15 protein-coding genes are annotated in these 18,895 nt (G+C 38.9%); 3 read left to right on the forward strand and 12 right to left on the reverse strand.

Features of this window, described 5'->3' with window-relative positions; genetic code table 11:
• Positions 1-292 precede the first annotated feature (292 nt).
• Both EDC17_RS02920 and EDC17_RS02925 read left to right on the forward strand, forming a co-directional pair.
• Positions 293-730, forward strand: a complete 438-nt coding sequence (locus EDC17_RS02920) for a DUF1896 domain-containing protein (protein ID WP_132776678.1) — start codon at positions 293-295, stop codon at positions 728-730.
• Positions 717-5,945, forward strand: a complete 5,229-nt coding sequence (locus EDC17_RS02925) for an N-6 DNA methylase (RefSeq protein ID WP_243645981.1) — start codon at positions 717-719, stop codon at positions 5,943-5,945. The genes EDC17_RS02920 and EDC17_RS02925 overlap by 14 nt, the downstream gene beginning before the upstream one ends.
• Positions 5,946-6,039: 94 nt before the next feature.
• Here EDC17_RS02925 and EDC17_RS02930 read toward each other — a convergent pair whose 3' ends face one another.
• The 3 genes from EDC17_RS02930 to EDC17_RS02940 are packed head-to-tail and all read right to left on the reverse strand — an operon-like array spanning position 6,040 to position 9,232.
• Positions 6,040-7,056 carry a site-specific integrase gene (locus EDC17_RS02930; RefSeq protein WP_132776679.1) on the reverse strand — a complete coding sequence of 339 codons (1,017 nt, stop codon included), beginning with the start codon at positions 7,054-7,056 and terminating at the stop codon, positions 6,040-6,042.
• A complete protein-coding gene (locus EDC17_RS02935) occupies positions 7,043-8,035 on the reverse strand; it encodes a tyrosine-type recombinase/integrase (protein WP_132776680.1) in 993 nt (330 codons plus the stop codon). The genes EDC17_RS02930 and EDC17_RS02935 overlap by 14 nt, the downstream gene beginning before the upstream one ends.
• A gap of 3 nt (positions 8,036-8,038) precedes the next feature.
• A complete protein-coding gene (locus EDC17_RS02940; RefSeq protein ID WP_165894354.1) occupies positions 8,039-9,232 on the reverse strand; it encodes a tyrosine-type recombinase/integrase in 1,194 nt (397 codons plus the stop codon).
• Positions 9,233-9,481: 249 nt separating this feature from the next.
• Here EDC17_RS02940 and EDC17_RS02945 point away from each other — a divergent pair, with 249 nt between their 5' ends.
• On the forward strand, positions 9,482-9,655 hold the full coding sequence (locus tag EDC17_RS02945; protein ID WP_207895644.1) for a hypothetical protein: 174 nt from the start codon (positions 9,482-9,484) through the stop codon (positions 9,653-9,655).
• Positions 9,656-9,664: 9 nt separating this feature from the next.
• On the opposite strand, the gene EDC17_RS02950 is transcribed toward EDC17_RS02945, so the two are convergent.
• The 9 genes from EDC17_RS02950 to EDC17_RS02990 form a co-directional block, all read right to left on the reverse strand.
• Positions 9,665-10,483 (reverse strand): RteC domain-containing protein, encoded by an 819-nt coding sequence (locus EDC17_RS02950; RefSeq protein ID WP_132776682.1) that lies wholly within the window; start codon positions 10,481-10,483, stop codon positions 9,665-9,667.
• 77 nt (positions 10,484-10,560) lie between these two features.
• The gene (locus tag EDC17_RS02955) at positions 10,561-12,831 is read right to left on the reverse strand and encodes a multicopper oxidase family protein (protein ID WP_132776683.1); all 2,271 of its coding nucleotides are present in this window, start codon (positions 12,829-12,831) and stop codon (positions 10,561-10,563) included.
• Between the two features lie 22 nt (positions 12,832-12,853).
• Complete coding sequence (locus tag EDC17_RS02960) at positions 12,854-13,303, reverse strand: heme-binding domain-containing protein (RefSeq protein WP_132776684.1); 450 nt, start codon at positions 13,301-13,303, stop codon at positions 12,854-12,856.
• Position 13,304: 1 nt separating this feature from the next.
• The gene (locus EDC17_RS02965; RefSeq protein WP_065719295.1) at positions 13,305-13,967 is read right to left on the reverse strand and encodes a DUF3347 domain-containing protein; all 663 of its coding nucleotides are present in this window, start codon (positions 13,965-13,967) and stop codon (positions 13,305-13,307) included.
• A gap of 39 nt (positions 13,968-14,006) precedes the next feature.
• Positions 14,007-14,528 (reverse strand): DUF305 domain-containing protein, encoded by a 522-nt coding sequence (locus tag EDC17_RS02970; RefSeq protein WP_080779253.1) that lies wholly within the window; start codon positions 14,526-14,528, stop codon positions 14,007-14,009.
• 19 nt (positions 14,529-14,547) lie between these two features.
• Positions 14,548-15,510: a DUF3347 domain-containing protein gene (locus EDC17_RS02975; RefSeq protein WP_243645984.1), complete on the reverse strand. Its 963-nt coding sequence runs from the start codon at positions 15,508-15,510 to the stop codon at positions 14,548-14,550.
• Between the two features lie 9 nt (positions 15,511-15,519).
• Complete coding sequence (locus EDC17_RS16990; protein WP_154286807.1) at positions 15,520-15,900, reverse strand: hypothetical protein; 381 nt, start codon at positions 15,898-15,900, stop codon at positions 15,520-15,522.
• A gap of 199 nt (positions 15,901-16,099) precedes the next feature.
• The gene (locus EDC17_RS02985) at positions 16,100-16,324 is read right to left on the reverse strand and encodes a heavy-metal-associated domain-containing protein (protein ID WP_065719291.1); all 225 of its coding nucleotides are present in this window, start codon (positions 16,322-16,324) and stop codon (positions 16,100-16,102) included.
• Between the two features lie 101 nt (positions 16,325-16,425).
• Positions 16,426-18,843, reverse strand: a complete 2,418-nt coding sequence (locus EDC17_RS02990; protein ID WP_132776686.1) for a heavy metal translocating P-type ATPase — start codon at positions 18,841-18,843, stop codon at positions 16,426-16,428.
• Positions 18,844-18,895: the final 52 nt, after the last annotated feature.

Consider the following 18,895-nt stretch of genomic DNA (forward strand, 5'->3'; position numbering starts at 1 on the left):
TAAATATTTTTTAAATATTGCCCCAAATATTATAGTCAAATTAAAAGCCGGATGGTTTTTCATGTGTCTGACAGGGAAATGGGGTTGAAATGCAATTACAGCTTGGTCTTTACATACCTGCCACCACTTTTAAGCAAAGAAGTTTTTTGAAATAATCAATTTTAGTCCTTGGCTATTAAAATGCTATTACGCCAAATACCGCCTTTCAACGCCAAACCCTGCAACATTCCCAGAGACATTTGCTTCCTCTTATAATTTTAGGATTTAAGTGAAATTCTAAACAAGATATAGTATGGACGTACAGCAAAAAGACCTATCGTATTTCAGATTACGACTGCAAGAATTACTGAACAGCAGCTTCCCTGAAAAGGCGCACGACCAAAAATTTATAGACCAACGGTCTTCGTGGGCTGCCAATGCTTATGAGGGTGCTTTCCGTTCGGGAAACGCAATTGAGCAATGCAACGAAATAGCCAACTACATACTGTTTGAGGGCTTACATTTCTCCAAATTTGACACAGTATTCAAAGTGGTATGCAATGAGTTTGATACCATAATGGCAGATGAGGAACTGCGCCCGTTCGCCCTGAAAATGCTTCCTGTTTGCGAACCTGTATTTGCAGAATATGAATTAACCGATGATTTCGCCTATGGGTATGAGTTCGATTTACTCTATACCGAATTGACCGGAACCATCGCAATATGGATTGAGGAAAATGGGCTTCAGTAAGCGTTTCCACCTCCAACAGAATATTGATGCCCTGCGAATTGCTTTTAAACTGGAAAAGGAGAAACGGCAAGCCACCGTAGGCGAAAGACTGCTAATGATGCAATACAGCGGATTTGGCGGTCTAAAATTCGTATTGAACCCCATCGAAAGCGATATAGATATCAATAATTGGAGAAAAACGGAACATGACCTTTTCCCGATTACGCAGGAACTTCACCAGCTACTCAAAGAAAATTCCGAAGACGAAAAGCAATACCGAAAATATGTAGATAGTATGAAAAGTTCTGTATTGACGGCTTTTTATACACCGCCACAGGTCATTGATGCTATTTCATTTGTTTTGTTTGAAAGTGGTTTGAACATTGATAAATTCCTTGAACCATCCGCAGGTATCGGTTCATTCATACAATCCTTTTCGGAAAATCAATTGGCAAAAGTTACCGCTTATGAAAAGGATTTGCTCACAGGCATGATTTTAAAACAACTCTATCCCCAAAGCAATGTCCGTATAAGCGGTTTTGAGGAAATTTCCGAAAAGGAACATAAAAGCTACGATGTAGTCGCCAGTAACATACCGTTTGGTGATACATCCGTATTTGACCTTTCTTATTCCCGAAGTAAAGACACAGCCAAAGTACAGGCTGCCCGAAGCATACATAATTACTTCTTCCTGAAAGGTACTGATATGCTCCGTGAGGGCGGCTTACTGGCTTACATCACTTCACAGGGCATCCTTAACAGCCCGAAAAACGGGCCGATACGCAGGGCGTTGATGCAGGATAACAATTTGGTTTCAGTTGTTCGCTTGCCTAACAACCTCTTTACGGAATATGCAGGCACAGAGGTTGGCAGCGACCTGATTATCCTGCAAAAGAATACGGCAAAACAAGGTTTGACCGAAGGTGAAGAACTTTTTTGCCAAAGCAGGCAAACGGAATACAATACTCCAGGCAATGCACTTTTTCAGGATAGCACAAGGATTGTGCATACCGACCGTAAATTAGATACCGATCCTTATGGGCAGCCTGCCCTGATCTACACGCATAAAGATGGAGTTGCCGGAATAGCAAAAGACCTGCAACGTATGCTTTCAGAAGATTTTGGAAAGCATTTGGATTTCAATTTATATAAAGGAGAGCGGAACGATGAACCTGTTATACAGATTCCCGTAACACCACAACTGCCGGTTATAGAACCTGTAGTCATCAGTCAGGAACGACAGTCATTAGCTACACCAGCAGTTATTCAGGAAAATCAACAGGAATTAAAGCAATTAAGCATTTTCGATCTGTTTGAAAATATAGATGAACCGGTAGCGGTTCTTGATCCACCCAAAAGAACGACGCAAGCCAAAAGGCAAAGCACCAACAAAAGAAGAGGTGCAATAGGTCGCCCACCTGACCTCTTTAGCAATGCGATGCAACAACAACTTTATACGCCCCCTGTTACCAATAGAGCTACCAATGGAAATACTTCTACTAATGGCAAAAAACAGGAAGCTATCGACGACCTATTTTCACAAATAAATGGGAATGGCCATGCTGATAAGCCAGCCGTTCCTAACATCATTTCCGAACCTGGTCCTTATAGTGGCGAACTGAAATCTTACCACCGTAACGATTGCCTTGTATTGGATAAGGGTTGGGTTGGTCATCTGCAAGATGTAGATACATCAAATGGTACGGCTGTATTCCACCCATTGCAATTACCATCCTTACAAAAAGCAAGAGCCGAAGCCTACATTGCTGTACGTGATGTTTACCAAGATCTTTACAATAAGGAGGCGAAGCTTCAGACCGAATATAAAGAAGAAAGAGAAAGTCTTAATCAATTATACGATGCCTTTGTCAAAAGGCACGGAAACCTCAACAGTGCCGATAATATCAAGCTCATCAAAACGGATAGTTCCGGAAAGGAAATACCTTATCTGGAATGTGTGGTTGGTGGCGTGGTACACAAGGCCGATATATTCAGTCGCCCTGTAAGTTTTTCTACCTTAACCATAACAACGGACAATCCCGAAGAAGCATTAGCGGCCTCGCTCAATAAGTACGGAAACGTGGATATGGACTATATGTCCGAAATCAGCGGTATGACTGATGACGCTTTGAAAGAAGCCTTACACGGTCGCATTTATTACAATCCTCTACAAAACGAATACGAGATATCCGAACGCTGGATTGCAGGTAACGTTGTGGAAAAAGCTCAGGAAGTCAAAGCATATCTCGAAAGTAATCCAGATGATGCACAGGCTAAAGCAAGCCTTACCGTTTTGGAAGAAGCCCGACCAAGACGAATTGAGTTTGAAGAATTGGATTTTAACCTCGGCGAGCGTTGGATACCCACTGGTATTTATGGCCGGTTTGCTTCACATCTTTTTGATACGGACGTGAACATTCATTACTCGGAGAGTTCTGATGATTTTTCTGTAAGCTGTAAACAAAAGAATGTTCATATATGGGATAAATACGCCGTAAAAGCTGAAAGCCGGACTTTTGACGGGATTGCTCTGCTCAAACACGCCCTTGTCAATACTACGCCTGATATTACCAAAAAAGTGATGGTTGGCGATCAAGAGGTCAAGGTACGGGATATGGAAGCCATACAAATGGCGAATACCAAGATTGATGAAATCCGTACCGCTTTTACAGACTGGCTTCATGCCCAAAATGATGAATTTAAGACAAGACTTACCGACAAATACAACGACACGTTTAACTGCTTTGTCCGTCCGAATTACGACGGAACTCACCAGAACTTTCCCGGTTTAGACCGCAAAGCACTCGGAATTGAAGATTTGTATTCCAGCCAAAAGGACACAGTTTGGATGATAAAACTGAACAATGGTGCTATCTGCGACCACGAAGTAGGTGCAGGAAAAACATTGGTAATGTGTACGGCAGCACAGGAAATGAAGCGTTTAGGCTTGGCTCATAAGCCTATGATTATCGGGCTAAAAAGCAATGTTCACGAAATTGCCGAAGCTTACCGTACCGCTTATCCACACGCAAAAATATTGTTTCCAGGCAAAGAAGATTTTACACCCCAAAAACGCCAACGTATTTTTGGCGACATTAAAAACAACGATTGGGATTGTGTTATTCTCACACATGATCAATTTGGAATGATACCGCAATCGCCCGAAATTCAGAAGGAAATCTTAGAAATTGAGTTGGACAGCGTGGAACGTAACCTCGATGCCCTGCAATCGCAAGGCAAGGAAGTGACCAGAGGAATGCTTGCCGGGGTAATCAAGCGAAAAGAAAACCTCGAAGTCAAACTCAAAACCTTACAACACGATATTGAAAATCGTAAAGATGATGTGGTAGATTTTAAGATGATGGGTATAGACCATCTGTTTGTGGATGAAAGCCATCAATTCAAAAACCTGATGTTCAATACAAGGCATTCAAGGGTTGCAGGATTGGGCAATGTTGACGGCAGTCAAAAAGCAATCAACCTGCTATTTGCCATTCGTACCATTCAGGAACGCACCAATGCAGATATGGGGGCAACTTTTCTTTCGGGAACTACCATCAGTAATTCTTTGACGGAACTGTACTTACTATTCAAATACCTCAGACCAAGAGCAATGGAAAAACAGGGCATTCATTCCTTTGATGCCTGGGCTGCTATTTACGCAAGAAAAACGACTGATTATGAATTTTCGGTTGCCAATAATATTGTTGCAAAAGAACGTTTCCGCTATTTTATCAAAGTGCCGGAACTAGCACAGTTCTATTCCGAAATCACGGATTATCGTACTGCAAAGGATATTGGTATCGACCGACCTAATAAGAACGAAGTATTGTATAATATACCGCCTACACCCGATCAAGAAGTGTTTATTCAAAAATTGATGGAATTTGCCAAATCGGGAAATGCTACGTTATTGGGAAGAGCACCATTATCTCCATCTGAAGAAAAAGCAAAGATGCTTATTGCTACGGACTACGCCCGTAAGATGTCGCTCGATATGCGTATGGTAAGCGGTGCGTATGATGACCACCCCGATAATAAGGCTTCGCATTGTGCGGCAAACATTGCCAAATATTACAACCAATACAACGCACAGAAAGGAACACAGTTCGTTTTCTCCGATTTGGGAACCTACAAGTCGGGCGAATGGAATGTGTACTCCGAAATCAAACGCAAGCTCGTGGAAGACCACGGCATCCCTGCACACGAAGTACGGTTTATACAGGAGGCTAAAAATGATAAGCAACGCAAGGAACTTATCAAAGGAATGAACGAGGGCAAAATCCGTGTGCTGTTCGGTTCTACAAGTATGTTGGGTACAGGTGTCAATGCACAGAAAAGAGCTGTTGCGGTTCATCACCTGGACACACCGTGGCGACCAAGTGACCTTGCTCAAAGGGATGGCAGAGCTGTTCGTAAAGGCAATGAAATTGCCAAGTTCTTTGCAGAGAACAAAGTAGATGTGATTATCTATGCCGTAGAAAAATCATTAGATAGCTACAAGTTCAACCTGTTGTACAACAAACAACTTTTTATAGACCAATTGAAAAACAATAACCTCGGCAAACGTACCATTGACGAGGGCAGTATGGACGAAAAATCGGGAATGAACTTTTCGGAATATGTGGCTATCCTTTCGGGAAATACTGACCTTTTGGATAAAGCCAAATTAGAAAAACAGATTGCCGGATTGGAAAGTGAAAAACAGGCGTTCAACCGTTCTAAATTCAGTGCCAAATATAAGCTGGAAGATTTTACGGAATTGCTGGATAGTACGCAATCACGCTTGAACCGAATGAGCCTTGACTGGGAAAACTTACAGCAACGCATACAAAAACATTCGGATGGCACAATCGCAAATCCTGTACGGTTGGACGGGTTACCGCCCAATGTGGATATAAAACTAATCGGTGCAAAGCTCAACCACCTTTCGGACAAAGCCCGTACAGGCGGAGATTATGAAGAAATAGGAAGCCTTTACGGGTTTCAGCTCTTGGTAAAAACCGAAATGTCCGAAAAAGAGGGCGTGGATATACGGGTTAACCGTTTTTTGGTGCAGGGCGAGGGCAATATCAAATACACCTATAACAACGGTATCATCGCCAAAGATGAAAAGCTGGCTGCTACGAACTTCCTTAATGCACTGGAGAAATTGCCCGGCTATATCGAACAGGAAAAAAAGAAAATAGCGGAAATACAAAAAGATTTACCTGTTCTTCAGGAAGTGGAAATGTAAACTAAATGATAATGTAAAGCAGAAAAAGTTATTTACGCTTAATATTCCTATTTGGAGCTTTTCTTGTTCAATCCGCTTTACATTATATTTGCCTTTATCTAAAGGCTTTCAGCCACTGCAAAAGATCATGATTTTCAACCCACTCAGGTATTTCTTTTGTAATCACATCTACATACGCTTTTTCTATAGCCTCTCTTTTTTGCTGTGAATCTGCACGGGCATATATTTCCGTAGTTTGGACTGACTCATGTCCCAGGAAGTCCCTTATATAAACAAGGTGTACACCAGCCTGTAAAAGATGCATAGCCTTAGAGTGTCCTAATGAATGGCAACTTATCTTTTCTGGTATAAGTCCCGGATTCTTGTTTCTAGCCATACAGGCATATTTTTTCAATATACTGTTGACTCCCGCTCTTGTTAATTTTTCTCCGCGGCTATTAAAGAATAAAGGTGATGTGCGCAGATGTGGTGCCAGTAAGTTATTTTCGTCCATATATTTTCTTATGTGAACAATTGCCTCATCCATCAAAGGAACTATCCTGGCTTTGCTTCCCTTGCCAATAATCTTCATTGTATATGGCTTATCTAAGCGAATAAAGGATGGCTCCGCATCAATTATCTCCTGTACCCGGGCAGCGCAATCATACATTAAGGCCAACATAGAAAGATCTCGTCTTCCTTTATGGCTAAAGATGTCAGGCTGTTCTAAGAGTAGTTTAAGACCATCTATAGAAAGATAACTAACAGCATTTTTTGCTGTTTTCTTAACTTTTATGGCCAGGATACGTTGCCATTCTTCCATTTGATCTGGTTGCTTGTATTGCATAAAACTGAAGAAGGAATGTAATGCGGCCAGCCGTACATTTCGCGTAGCAGAAGACGACCTTCTTTCTGACTGCAGCCAGTCAAGGAATTCTACAACTATTTCCTTTGTAATATCCCTTAAAACTAGCTTGGAAACTCCTATTTTCTTCACCTGCTCTATAAAAGAGATGAAAAGAATAAAGGTAAACCTGTAGGATGATATTGTATGCTGGCTCATTCCACGCTCTCCCGGAAGGTAGCGTGAAAGAAAGTTTGTTAGGTGTATAGAAAAGTCAGTCGGCTTCATTGTCATCTTTGTTTAGGTAAAGCATAGGGAAAACACTGGCGAATAAGTCACTGGATTTTTTGATGAGGTCTGGGTAGATTTCAGCAGTTAAACGTACATAATCATCTGTCGCTTCAAGAGACTGGTGTCCAAGATAGGTCGATAGTAGAGGCATGGAATGATACAGATCAAGACCATCTTTGGCCATTGTTGCTAAGGAGTGAACGCTGAAAGTATGACGCAGATCATGAAGCCTCGGTCCTTTTCCTCTTCCTCCGTGAGATATTCCTGCCCACCAGATAATCTTTCTGAACCACTTATATGAAGTATATATACTCAAAGAGGAACCATCAGGTAGCATGAATATTCTTTCCGTTTTATTAGCTCCTGGAAACAGGGCGCGGTAGGTTAGGTAGTTTTTGCAGACTTCATATAGTGAGTCTGAAATTGGTACAATTCTATCTTTTCCATTTTTGGTTTTTCTTAGTACTAGGTATTTCTCTGTATGATTTACATCATTGCACGACAAGTAAAGAGCCTCGCTGATTCTTATTCCTGTACCATAAAGTAGTCTTATCAAAAAAGGGATCTGGAATACTCCTGAATTACGGTTACGACATGATGGTGAAAGCCCGTCACAAACAGCAAAGATACGTCGAATTTCATTCTGTGAAAAGATATAAGGGATGAAAGTACGGCTTAGTTTGGGAAGCTTGGGTATATAAGACCTCAATCCTAGATCACATAAGAATTGAGCAAACTGCCCTAATATTTGTATTCTGTTATACCGTGTTTTTTCTGATTCGTTAGGCCTTTTTTCAGCATATTTATCCGCAAGATCTTTTGTGATTGGAACTTCAGCGATATTCTCTTTCAATGCCAAACCATCCAGCAGCATCAATGCATTTCCTGCGTCATTATATTTGTAGCCTAGGCTATTTTTTAAGGCAATAAATTTCACAATGTAAGGCCCGTAATGGCTATAATAGATTCTGTTCATATCTCAACTGATTTTTTGTTCATAAAAGGAAGCTTTAAGCGCAGGAACTTCAAGTGCACATTTTTTTAATGAGTCTTTGTCGATTCGCAAATACAACATAGTGGAATCCATCGAACTATGACCTAGTGCTTCTGATATGACAGGCAACGGCACTTTGTCTCTCAAAAGGGCGCTAGCGAAGCTATGGCGTAGTGAATGAGGGCCGTGTTTCCGGTTGGAATAGTTTATTTTGGAAAGGGTCATGTACTTTCGTACCATATTGCCCATATCTGAAGAATGGATTCTTTCATAAGGAGCCAGGGCGTGAATAAAAAAGTGATTGTCATCTGTAACCGGTCTCCCGTACTTGAGATAAGCTATCATGGCGTTGCCTACCTCTGGCAATAGCGGGAGCTCTATTGCTTTCCCCGTTTTGAATTGAACAAGTTGGATAATGTTACGTTCCCAAATGACATTATCAAAGGTAAGTTCACATATGTCAGATGCTCTAAGGCCTAATCTGATTGCCAGCAATAACATGGCATAATCCCTTTTTCCCTTTGGATTACCACGGTCTACCGATTTTAAGAGCTGTGTGATTTCCACATCTGTAAATGTTGATGGCAACTTTGGTTGATTCTTATAATTGTCTTTGGGAATGATCCGGGAATAATCTGTTGATAACGTTTTGTTTTCGTAGAGATATTTAAAATAGTTACGTAGAATCTTGAGTGAAACGTGTCGGTTTGCGGGCTTGTCAGGATTCATATCCTCTACATAAAGCAACACCTCTGACGCTTTTATCGCTTCAAGATTGATGTTGTATTTATGTATATAGCAGCAGAATGAATACAGATGAAAAACGTAGGATTTAATTGTGTTGTCTGACAAATTCAACACACCTTGCCTATATTCAATAAAGCTTTTGATGCTTGCTGCAGCTGATCCACAAAATTCTTTAGGGCGCTGCTTCCTTGGCCCCATAAATAGACGGCCTGTTTTCTGGAATTCTCCAAGAGCTTCCGTTATGTTTACCAAGTCTCTTTTTTGCCTATCAAGCTGATAATAGTGGTAATCGCCGAGTTCGTGTTTTAAGTATGCCTGCTGGACTGATTCACTGTAATATTTTAGTTTTTGGGCTGACATGAAATTTTTTATTCTCTGCCATTTACGCTTGTAACGCTTTAAGCTTCCTTCTGTACGATGAATGCTCCTCATGTGATCGAAGAAGTCGCTCATCAAGTCATCGATTGTTTGTTTGTTTTGACTCATGATATTATTGTTTACAATCAATAACGTCCTGTTGTCAAAAATGTAATGTAAAATAAACTTTGTGAAATCTGTGCCTTTATATACAAAAACAGTATTTATGAACGTCGCTTTACATTATCATTTAGTTTACATTTCCAGAATAATGTAAAAGTTTGCATTACTGCGGTAAACGGTTCGTGGTCTAAAGAAAACCGATTGAGTGAACTCAAAACGGAACTGGCTGCCGTTGAACGGAAGATACAGTTGTCTATTACTCCGGAAACGAAAGAAGAACCAGCGGAGCAGGTCGAGAAACAAAAGCAAACGGCAAACAATTCGGAGAATATTGTACGGACAAAAGGTATTCATTTGCCTCGTGGGGTCTTATAAGAATGCTTATTACATTTCGTCCTCTTCGTCCATTTTTTTAAGCAGGCTTTCTTTTAGGCTGTCAAGAAATTTGGTACGGTTTATTTTTCTTGCTTTAAGTTCCATAAATGTATGATAGAAATCGCCTAAATTAATATTAAATGTACTTTCAAATGTTTTAGTGATGGATATTATATCTGTGTTGCCAAATGCGCCCTGCGAATGGAGTGCATAAATCAATTCGGTTAACGCTGTTTTGCTTGCTGTCCAGCTCAAAAGAGATTTATTATTTACTTTTTTATATTGTTTATTATTTAGCTGGTCTTCGAGATAGACTTGAATTAAATCGTTCGCCAGTATCTTAGCTACTTTGTAATCGGCAATGGTAGAAAAGGAATGGTCCGTTTCAAAATAAATGGTATCTAAATTTAGCTTAATGTCATACTTTCCCCGCACAAATAGTTGGTCATCAATAAAGGTATTGTTGGTGCGGTAATATTTATAAAATTCAAGATTATTGTCAAAAAATCTTTTGAGTTTCTTCAATTCGGTATTGAAGTATTTTCTTGCAGACTTTTTTTCATTTGGCTTTTTGCTTTCTATATTATAAATAGCATTGTAATAAATTAGTTTTGAAACAATGGCAGGCTTCTGATGTTTGAAAAATTGGATTTCTTCTTCTGTGTTTTTAAAGCCTCGTTTCAGAACGTACCTTTTTAATTCTGATAAGTATTCAACAATTATATGTATAACGGTTTCTATCCTTTGGATTGGGCAATCAGCTTCAATTTCTAATTCGTCGATTTCTGTTTCCAGCTTATAAAGTGTTTCTGTATAAAATTTGTTCATTTTGAAGTCTTAAAATTTGGTTTACTAATAGAGATGCCTAAATCTGTCAGATTTAGGCATCATCCAGCTAATACCCTTTAATATGTCAACGCAAGCCCGGCTCCAAAACCCATATCGCTATCATAATGGGTACGGAGATTTATATTTTTATTGATAATATACCTAAGCTCTCCCATAAATTCCTTATCGGTGTTGACCATAAAACCACCTCTTAATCTTTTTGAGATAGGAATATCCTCACGCATCAACGACAATCGTACAATTCCATCGTGATATACTTCTGCCTGAAAATTAACCAGCATTGGCAAAGTGTACATAAAACCTAAACTTAAAGCTCTACGTGTATCTTTTTCATTCTTTTGCCCGAACAGGTTCTTCTCTTGTTCGTCTATTCCCATTCTTCGGTAGCGCCAGTCAAAGCCTATAAACGGCATAAACCATTGCATTTTACCGATATATCTTCCCAAATGCGTTTCCACTTCGTAACCGTGCATATCATTGTAGCCTAAACGCCATTCTGTACCTAAACTCCATCTTGCATTTTGAAACATTGCTTCGCCATCGTTTCCATTGGTTGCAAAATCATTCTGTGCCATAAAGTGCGGCATATTGCTTTCTCTCTGCAATTTATTGTAGGCTTGTTTTTTGTTGGGCAAATATGGATTTTGATAATCGTCAACAGCAAATACCCTATTCATCCCCGACATCATATGATAAAGGATGTGGCAGTGGAAAAACCAATCTCCTTCTTCATTAGCTAAAAACTCAATAGTATCTGTTTCCATCGGCATAATATCCAAAACATTTTTGAGTGGTGATTTTTCGCCTTTACCGTTGATTACCCTGAAATCGAAACCGTGCAGGTGCATCGGGTGGCGCATCATTGAGTTGTTATATATGGTAATTCGTAAAATTTCTCCTTTTTTTACGGGTATTTTATCGGTTTCAGAAAGTATTTTATTATCCATACTCCATACATATCGGTTCATATTTCCCGTAAGGGTAAACTTCAATTCTTTGACCGGAGCATCTTTAGGAAGTTCTGTATTGTAAGGAGATTGTAACATTGCATAATTCAGTGTTTTTATTTCTCCCAAAGCATTTGCATTGTAACGGTTGGGGTCATTATCCATATTCATATTGTGCCCGCTATGGTCTTCTTTAGGTTTAGCCTCTCCAGTAATTTCGGGATACATTACCACATTCATATCCATTTGGTTCAGGCTCATTTTCATACCCATATCATCCAAATCGCCGTTCATCTTCATCATATCGTTCATCATCTTCATCCCCTCAAAATATTTCAATCTTGGGAGCGGCGATATTAACTGTTTGACGCCATTGCCTACAAAATAGCTTGCCGATTGTGTTCGGTCTTCGGTTGTGGCTAAAAACTCGTAGGCAACTCCATCGTCAGGAATTGTTACCACTATATCATAAGTTTCGGAAACCGCAATGATTAATCTATCTACTTCTACTGGCTCTACATCATTCCCATCATTGGCTACTACTGTAATTTTACCGCCTGCATATCGTAACCAAAAATAGGATGATGCTCCGCCGTTTGACACTCTTAATCTTACTTTATCTCCCGCTTTTAGTGTTTTGCCATCAACTGTTTTTAAATCGGTAGTATGATTTCCGTTGATTAATATTTTGTCATAATACACATCGCTTACGTCCATTGCCAACATCCGTTTCCATTCGTTGGTCAATTTGGTTTTGAAATGCCCCTCCCTGATTGCTTCCGCGTAGGACTGTGTAGCGTTCTTTTTTATCGCAGCCCAATCATTGGCATTATGCAACATGCGGTTAATGTTATCGGGATTTAGGTTTGTCCATTCGCTTAAAATGATGGGTACGGTCGGCAAATCATCAATTCCTTTTCTAAAGGTTTTATCGTCATTACGTTTTTTCATTACAAAACTGCCATACATTCCAATTTGCTCCTGCAAACCTGAATGGGAATGATACCAATGCGTTCCGTGTTGGATAATCGGAAAACGATAGGTATAAGTTGTACCTGCCTTAATAGGTTTTTGTGTCAGCCACGGCACACCATCTTCTTTATTAGGTAGGAACACACCGTGCCAATGGAGCGAGGTACTTTCTTTTAATTGGTTATGGACTACTATTTCGGCTGTATCGCCTTCTGTGAAAGTAAGTGTAGGCATTGGTATTTGTCCATTTACGGCAATAGCTCTTTTTTCTTTGCCTGCATAGTTTACAAGCGTATCTTTTACATACAGCTCATATCTCACTACTTTTTGTGCAAAAACGGATTGCGAACACAGCAGTATAAATACCGCTTGCAACAATCTCCTTTTACTATTTATGGGTATATTCATTTTGATATTTTATTAATGAAACTTATTCCTGTTCTTTTAGCCAGTCGGTTAATGTTTTGATTTGCTCGTCATTCAGTTTTGCATCTTTGTGCATCAGTGTATATGAGGACAGGGGCATTTGCTTCGTTTCTATTTGTTCTTTGATTGAGTTTAATAATCTTTCTTGTTTCCTATTTGAGTATTTACCCCATTCATTGAAATTCAAATCTTCTTTTGCGTTTTTGATATGGCTCTCTACCAATGCTCTTGCGGGCTGTATGTAATCGTACCAAACATAGTTGGTATTGTTGCTATGGCAATCGTAGCAAGAGGTTTGAAACATCGCTTTTACTTGAACAGGCATTTTATAGAATTGGGTAAAATCTGTTGTGTAAACCTGCCCTTTATCTACATTAAGGGCAGGCTGATAAAATTGAAATGCAATAAAAATAAACAGCACTATTGCTAATATTATCTTTAATACTCTGTTCATTTTAAAATTCTTTTTTTACAGAACCGCAGGTAAGCATCTGACTACCGTAATACGGATTTTTTATTGCTTTAGCTTCGCTAATCCAAACTGCACCTTTGCCATCATTGTACATTGGGCAATAGTCCTGATATAATTTTTGAGTTGTTCCAAACAATGCGATAAGGTCGGAAACGTCTTTACTTAACGATGCTAAATGCTCTCTCTGGTGGTCTATTTTACCAGCATTGTCGCCAATGTGTTCTGCATTTTCCTTAGCATTTTCGAAAACATCCATAAACTCCTTATGCTTGCTGGCAGGTATGGTTTTCATATCCACCTTCTTTAAAGTAGCAAAAAGTTGTTTTCCAGCATTTGCAGCTGCTTTATCATTATCAGCAACGAGTGCATTTTTCAAAGCCAAATAATCCTTAATTATCGGTGTGATTGTAAAGTTTTGTGCTTGTTCCTTTACAGTGGACTTTTCCTCTTTCTGAGAAGACATATCTGTTGAAGTAACAGTAGCTACAGTATCATTTTGTACCGCTGATGATAAATCCTTAGTTTCTGATACTCCGGTGCTATCATTAGCCTGTTGGGTGCTATTTTTATTGGAAGACTGATTGCACGAAACTGTTATTGTTGCAACCGTTGCCAATGCGATGATGGAGAAAAATATATTTTTCATTTTAATGCTATTTAATGTTATTAAAGAAATTTTTGTTGTTTACTTGTTTTCAAATTCTTTCAGCTTTCGCTTCATAAATTCGATTTCCTTTGCTTGTGTTTCGAGTATGTTTTTTTGTAGCTCAATTAATTCGGGATCGGTAAGCTTAGCTTTTTCGGACATTAATACCGCTGCTGCGTGATGCGGTATCATCCCTTTTACAAATTGCTTATCGCCCACATTTATTTGCTCCCTAATGCCAAACCACGAGAAGATACCAATCGCAAGAGAAACTGTAATTACAGCCCAATTGATTTTTTTGTTTTGATACATTCCTTTCATTATCAATAATTCAATAATCAACATTGCTGAAACCATTAGCAGCGTCATATATAAATTGTTGATGTTTGGGATAAGATTATTCAATCCGTCAATCATAGCATACATAATAAAATACATAGCTACAAACATTGCAACAGCCATTACAGCAAAGCGTTTGTACATTGCCAAAGAATGATTGGAATTATTTTCTTCACTCTTGTGGGTATGTTGCATTCCGTGTTGGTTTTTCATACTTTCCATAACAATTGCTTTTTATTTGTTATTTAATAGTTTCTTGTACACTGCCACAAGTAAGCATTTGAGAACCGTAATATGGATTTTTAACTGCTTCTTCTTTGCTTAACCAATTTGCACCTTTACCATTGTTATACATTGGGCAATGCTGATAGTAAACAGGTGTTTCTTGTTTTGATGCCTTAGCTAATTCGTACATATTCTTGGAAAGCAAAGCGAATGTTTCTCTTTGTTTTGCAACATCTTTAGAAGTGGAAATTTTTTCGGCATTTACTGTCAAGTCTTTCATTACTTTCATCCAAGTTGTATGTTCGTCAGTAGAAAGTTTTGCCATTTCTACCGCTTTGATAGCTTTTGCCAATTCGGCAGCTTTTGCCGATGAAGTACCTGCATCAGTTTTTACCAAAGCATCTTTCACTGAAAAATAATTGTCGAAAACGGCTTTAAGTTGTGTTGCATTTTGCGTTTCAGCGGTATTTTTTTTTGCCATATCGCTTTGGTTATGCTTGGCGTGTTCATTTTTCATATGCATACCCGCATCATTAGATTTTGCGACTGGCTTTAATTCTCTGCTGTACTGGCAACATCCAGGAAGTTTAGCATAAACATCATCAGGTGCTAAAAATTTTTCGCTATCGTAACCAGCCAAAGCAATTCGTTTCAATATTTCATCCTGATTTGTTTTTTTATCATCATAGTTGAGCGTAGCCATTTTGGTATCTTTATTCCATTCTACACTGGCTACCTTATTCACGTTTCCTGCTTTTTCGATAGTGGCTTTACACATACCGCAATTGCCGTAAATTTTTACGGTTTCTGTTTTCGCATTCTTGATTTGTGCGAAACTGTTTACTGATGATAGTAATACGCCAATTACCATCACTATTTTTGATAATGATTTCATTTTGAAAATTTTTAATTTAGTAAGATAAACAAAGATTGTGCGAAAACTAAATAGCTTTCGACAAGACATACCTGTGGCTAACAAGCCACCGTTTTAGCTTATTTTAGGCGGTTGCCAAATGGAAGAGTAGCCCGAAGAATAGTTGGCTTGTTTAAACCCGAATTTTTGCTTTTTAGTTTCGGCAAAAGGGGTTGTTATTTTTAAATCTATTGGTATTTGTAAACTAACAGAAGATGAAGAAGTACTACATCCACAAGAGCCGTGTTTACAATTGCCGTCGCAGTCGTGACCATCCTTACATTTTTTACAGGACTTGTCCTTGCAACTGTCTTTATGTTGAGATTTTTCAGATTTTTCTTTTGAGCAACTTTTTTGTTCTGTCTTAGCTGTTTTTTTTGCACAAGCATAGCTTATGCTTGGCATTAGGAAAAAGCCCAAACACAATAAGATGACAAAGCTGATATGTTTACTCAAATTTTTCAACACTACAAAATTATGAAATTATTTCTTTTAACTGCTATATTTTGCACTTTCTTAAATCTTCAACCTAAATTATATACTGCACTCTATAAGTTTTTTAGCGATTTCCGTTCCCTTGAAAGGGATACCTATTTAATTACTACCTTCAAATATTTCAAATGAAAATAATTAGATAGGCATCCCAAATAGAAAGTTATTTTATAGTCAGAGGCTCTATTTTAAAACCTGCTTTTTGTATCGTTTCGATAACTTGTTCCTCTGTAATTCCCGTCGATTTTACGGTCAATACCTTGTCTTTATTAGTTGTGTCCACTTCCCAATGGCAAATGCCATCAGCATTGTCTAAATGCGGTTTTACAGATGCTACACATCCGCCACAATTAATATTTGTTTTGAATTGAAGATTTTTATTTTCCATTTTTTTACTTTTTTAGAATGTTATTTATTGATACAAATTTCGGTACGATACCATTCTGTATTATTGCGGAATTTCTTATTTGATTTGTGAGATTTACTGTTTTACTTTTTCCATTTCAACCGCAGGCTGTTAGTTACTACGCTCACGCTACTCAATGCCATTGCTGCACCTGCAATCATCGGGTTTAATAGGAAACCGTTTATCGGATAGAGAATACCTGCCGCAATGGGAATACCTATTAAATTATAAATAAATGCCCAAAACAGATTTTGCTTAATGGTGGCTACGGTTTGTTTTGACAATTTTATTGCCTGCGGTATTTTAGTCAGGTCTGATGAAATGATGGTCATTTTGGCGACGTCCATTGCAATGTCCGAACCTTTGCCCATTGCTATACTCACATCGGCTGTTGCCAAAGCGGTACTGTCATTGATACCGTCCCCAACCATTGCCACTACTTTACCTTTACTTTGTAACTCTTTTACAAAATCGGCTTTGTGCTGTGGCAATACTTCTGCTTTGTAATGCTTAATGCCTGTTTGCTCTGCAATGGCTTTGGCAGTAGCTTCATTATCTCCGGTTAGCATATACAGGTCGATGCCCATATCCTGCATTTCTTTGATAGCCTGTACAGATGTTTCTTTAATCTTGTCTGATATGGCTAATACGGAAAGTGCCTGTTTGCTGTCGGCAAACCAAATAACAGTTTTCGATTGTTTGCCCCATTCATCGGCTTGATTTTGTAATTGTTCCGCAATACTGATATTGTTTTCTGCCAATAGTTTTTTATTGCCTACAAAATAGGTTTCGTTATTATGATTGGCTTTTGCTCCTTTACCTGTGATACTGTCAAATTGTGTTAAAGTTGTGGTTGTTGCTCCATCTAAGTGTTTTACCACCGCTTCTGCCAATGGGTGTTCCGATTGTTTTTCGATGCTTAATAAAATGTCTTTGGTCGCATCATCATTATTCAGCCATTGAACGCCTGTTACCTCTGGTCTTCCCTCTGTAATTGTTCCTGTTTTATCTAAAATAATGGCATCAACTTTTTTCGCTAATTCCAAACTTTCGGCATCTTTTATCAAAATACCTTTTTCAGCACCTTTGCCAACGCCAACCATTATAGCCGTAGGTGTAGCCAATCCCAAAGCACAAGGACAGGCAATAACCAATACCGTAACGGCTGCCAATAGCCCCTGAACAATTCCGTTATCGCCTCCTAAAACAAACCATAGGATAAATGTGAGAATGGCAATCCCTATCACAACCGGAACAAAGATACCAGCAATCTTATCTACCAATTTCTGTACAGGTGCTTTGCTTCCTTGTGCGTCCTGCACCATTTTGATGATATGGGCAAGCATTGTTTCTTTTCCTACTTTAACCGCTTTAAACTGGAAACTTCCTTTTTGGTTAATAGTTCCTGCAAATACTTTTTCGTTTTCGTTTTTCAATACAGGTACAGGTTCTCCGCTCAACATACTTTCATCAACGTAGGAACTACCCGAAGTTACCATACCGTCCACCGCAATTTTTTCGCCCGGCTTTACAAGAATAACATCGTCTGCATTTACTTCTTCAATAGCGGTCTGTTTTTCTGTTCCATCCGCTTGTATCACGATGACAGTTTTCGGCTGCAACCCCATTAACTTTTTAATAGCTGAAGAGGTATTGCCTTTGGCTTTTTCTTCCAACAGTTTCCCTAACAGGATGAATGCAATAATAACCGCCGCTGCTTCAAAATATACGTGGGCGTGTAATCCTCTTTGATGCCAAAAGTCGGCAAACAACATATTGAATACACTGAACAGATAGGCGATACCTGTACTCAATGCTACCAATGTATCCATATTGGCTGAACGGTGTTTTGTCTGCTTCCATGCATTGATAAAAAAATCCCTGCCCAACCACAATACAACAGGTGTAGAAAATGACCACATAATTTCGTTGGCATAAGGCATATCCATAAAAAACATACCTATCACTACTACCGGAAGAGAAAGTATAACCGCCCAAATGGTTTTAGTTTTTAGTTTTTGAAATTTTTGAGTGTGGATGGCTTCTAATGTTTCCTGCTGATTGGTTTCATCTTCAATCAACAAATCGTAACCGATGGACTGAACTGCTTTTTTCAGTTTGGCAGCATCGGTCATATTGGGAAGATACTCAACGGTAAGATTTCCCGTGGCAAAGTTTACAGAAGCGTTTACTACACCTGGTTCGTATTTAACGATGCTTTCAGCACTGCCCGCACAAGAAGCACAGGTCATACCCAAAACAGGAAAGGTGTTTTTTACAGTAGAAACGCCATAACCCAAATCTTTAATTACTTTTACCGCTTCGCCTACAACTTCTGTATTATTTACTGTAATGGCTGCCCTGCGGTTATTCAGTTCTACTTTGTGGGTTTCTATGCCTTTTACCTGTGCCAATCCTTTTTCAACGATTAATGCACAATGCTCGCTTTCTACATCTTCCAACGGAAGATAGATGATTTCTTTATTTTTATTTGTTGCCATTTTCGCTTGCTTTAATTAACAATACAAAATTTGCGATAATATGGATGGGAAT

The organism is Sphingobacterium alimentarium (assembly GCF_004342685.1).
Classification (GTDB): domain Bacteria; phylum Bacteroidota; class Bacteroidia; order Sphingobacteriales; family Sphingobacteriaceae; genus Sphingobacterium; species Sphingobacterium alimentarium.

Bases quoted from the DNA above. Each gene is read 5' to 3' on its own strand.
- EDC17_RS02970 (WP_080779253.1), bottom strand. From the start codon at position 14,528: ATGGAAAGTATGAAAAACCAACACGGAATGCAACATACCCACAAGAGT.
- EDC17_RS02965 (WP_065719295.1), bottom strand. From the start codon at position 13,967: ATGAAAAATATATTTTTCTCCATCATCGCATTGGCAACGGTTGCAACA.
- EDC17_RS02920 (WP_132776678.1), top strand. From the start codon at position 293: ATGGACGTACAGCAAAAAGACCTATCGTATTTCAGATTACGACTGCAA.
- EDC17_RS02950 (WP_132776682.1), bottom strand. From the start codon at position 10,483: ATGAACAAATTTTATACAGAAACACTTTATAAGCTGGAAACAGAAATC.
- EDC17_RS02985 (WP_065719291.1), bottom strand. From the start codon at position 16,324: ATGGAAAATAAAAATCTTCAATTCAAAACAAATATTAATTGTGGCGGA.
- EDC17_RS02925 (WP_243645981.1), top strand. From the start codon at position 717: ATGGGCTTCAGTAAGCGTTTCCACCTCCAACAGAATATTGATGCCCTG.
- EDC17_RS02960 (WP_132776684.1), bottom strand. From the start codon at position 13,303: ATGAACAGAGTATTAAAGATAATATTAGCAATAGTGCTGTTTATTTTT.
- EDC17_RS02930 (WP_132776679.1), bottom strand. From the start codon at position 7,056: ATGAAGCCGACTGACTTTTCTATACACCTAACAAACTTTCTTTCACGC.
- EDC17_RS02940 (WP_165894354.1), bottom strand. From the start codon at position 9,232: ATGAGGAGCATTCATCGTACAGAAGGAAGCTTAAAGCGTTACAAGCGT.
- EDC17_RS02990 (WP_132776686.1), bottom strand. From the start codon at position 18,843: ATGGCAACAAATAAAAATAAAGAAATCATCTATCTTCCGTTGGAAGAT.
- EDC17_RS02935 (WP_132776680.1), bottom strand. From the start codon at position 8,035: ATGAACAGAATCTATTATAGCCATTACGGGCCTTACATTGTGAAATTT.
- EDC17_RS02955 (WP_132776683.1), bottom strand. From the start codon at position 12,831: ATGAATATACCCATAAATAGTAAAAGGAGATTGTTGCAAGCGGTATTT.